Annotated in this window: 2 protein-coding genes; both read right to left on the bottom strand. The window is 69.5% G+C overall.

Annotated features, from left to right (window positions below; all coding sequences use genetic code 11):
* On the bottom strand, window positions 1–1413 hold a 1413-nt coding region (locus tag DD1DGNOD_RS11100), incomplete at its 3' end, for an ABC transporter ATP-binding protein (RefSeq protein WP_131770055.1).
* A gap of 65 nt (window positions 1414–1478) precedes the next feature.
* A partial coding sequence (locus DD1DGNOD_RS29300) for an ABC transporter ATP-binding protein (RefSeq protein WP_241255654.1) occupies window positions 1479–2165 on the bottom strand: 687 nt, incomplete at its 5' end.

Raw genomic sequence — 2165 nt, 5'->3', positions numbered from 1 at the left:
GCTCGCCCGCAGCTCCTCCCGCGACATCGCGGCGATGTCGACCCCGTCCAGGGTGATCCGGCCGCCGGTGACCTCGTAGAACCGCATCAGCAGGTTGATCAGGGTGGTCTTTCCGGCACCGGTGGGGCCGACGATCGCGACGGTGTGACCGGGTTCCGCGGTCAGCGACAGGTCCTCGATCAGCGGCTTGTCCGGCTCATAGCGGAACGCGACGTGTTCGAAGGCGACCCGGCCGCGCAGCCGGTCCGGGTGCGCCGGGGTGACGGGGTCGGGTTCCTGCTCGGCGGTGTCGAGCAGGTCGAACACCCGCTCCGCCGAGGCAACCCCGGACTGCACCAGATTCGCCATGCTGGCGACCTGGGAGAGCGGCTGGCTGAACTGCCGGGAATACTGGACGAACGCCTGCACGTCGCCGATCGACAGCGAGCCGGAGGCGACCCGCAGCCCGCCGACGACCGCCACCAGCACGTAGTTGAGGTTCCCGATGAACATCATCGCCGGCTGCATGAGCCCGGAGATGAACTGGGCGCGCCAGCTGGCGGCGTAGAGCCGCTCGTTGAAGTCACGGAAGATCTGTGCGGACTCCTCCTGGCGGCCGAACGCCTGGACCAGCGCGTGCCCGGTGTACATCTCCTCGACGTGCGCGTTGAGACGACCGGTGACCTTCCACTGGGTGACGAACTGCGGCTGTGCCAGCTTCCCGATCCGCGTCGCGATCAGGATCGACACCGGCACCGTGACCAACGCGATCAACGCGAGTACCCAGGAGATCCAGATCATCATCGACAGCACGCCGACGATGGTCAGCACTGACGCGATGATCTGCGACAGGCTCTGCTGCAGGCTCTGCCCGAGGTTGTCTATGTCGTTGGTGACCCGGCTGAGCACCTCACCCCGCGACTGGCGGTCGAAGTAGCGCAGCGGCAACCGGGAGATCTTGGCCTGCACGTCCTCGCGCAGCGTGCCGATCACCCGCTGCAGCCCCAGGTTCGCGAGCCTGGCCTGCGCGACGCCGCACAGCCCGGCCAGCGCGTAGACGACGAGCACCCACAACAGCACGGAGCCGATGGCGCCGAAGTCCATCCCCTGGCCGGGGGTGACGTCGAGTGAGGCGAGCAGGTCGGCCTGGGTGCCGTGGCCGGTGGCGCGCAGTTCGGCGACGGCCTCGGCCTTCGACGTGCCGGCCGGCAGCCGCCGGCTGAAGATCCCGGCGAACACCAGGTCGGTGGCATGCCCGAGCAGCCGCGGGCCGAGCACGGTGAGCCCGACGCTCGCCGTCGCCAGCACGATCACCGCGATGAACAGGTGGTACTGCGGACGCAGCAGGCCGAGCAGCCGGCGGCTCGACCCGGAGAAGTCCATCGACTTCTCCGCCGCGCCCTGACTCATGAAGAAGCGGGACGGACCGCCCATCGGCGCCGGACCCCGGCGCGGCACCGCCGCTGCTGGTGCTGGCGCTGGCGCTGGCGCTGGGCTGGTCACGCGGCCTCCTCCTCGGTGAGCTGGGAGAGAACGATCTCCCGGTAGGTGGCGTTGCCCGCCATCAGCTGATGATGGGTGCCGGTGCCGACAATCTCGCCGCCGTCCAGCACGATGATCTGGTCGGCATCACGGATGGTGGCGACCCGCTGGGCGACGATCACAACGGTCGCACTCGCGGTCTCCTGGGCGAGCGCGGCACGCAGGCGCGCGTCGGTGGCGTAGTCGAGGGCCGAGAACGAGTCGTCGAACAGGTAGATCTCCGGACGGTGGACCAGCACCCGGGCGATCGCGAGACGCTGCCGCTGGCCACCGGAGACGTTCGTCCCACCCTGGGCGATCACGGTGTTCAGGCCGTCGGGCATGGCCTCGACGAACTCCCTCGCCTGCGCGATCTCCAGTGCGTGCCACAGCTGGTCGTCGGTGGCGTCCGGATTGCCGTAGCGCAGGTTGGTCGCGATGGTGCCGGAGAACAGGTAGGGCTTCTGTGGCACCAGCCCGACGGTGGCGGCGAGCAGCGCCGGGTCGAGTTCCCGGACGTCGACGCCGTCGACGAGGACAGCGCCCTCGCTGGCGTCGGCCAGCCGTGGGATCAGGCCGATCAGCGTCGTCTTGCCGCTACCGGTACTGCCGATGATCGCGGTGGTCTGGCCGGGCCGAGCCCGCAGAGCGATCCCGCGCAGCAC

It is taken from the genome of Candidatus Protofrankia californiensis, from assembly GCF_900634765.1.
In the GTDB taxonomy this organism is placed as follows: domain Bacteria; phylum Actinomycetota; class Actinomycetes; order Frankiales; family Frankiaceae; genus Protofrankia; species Protofrankia californiensis.
Note: the sequence above shows the minus strand (reverse complement) of the source record. Positions and strands in the feature narration are given on the sequence as shown.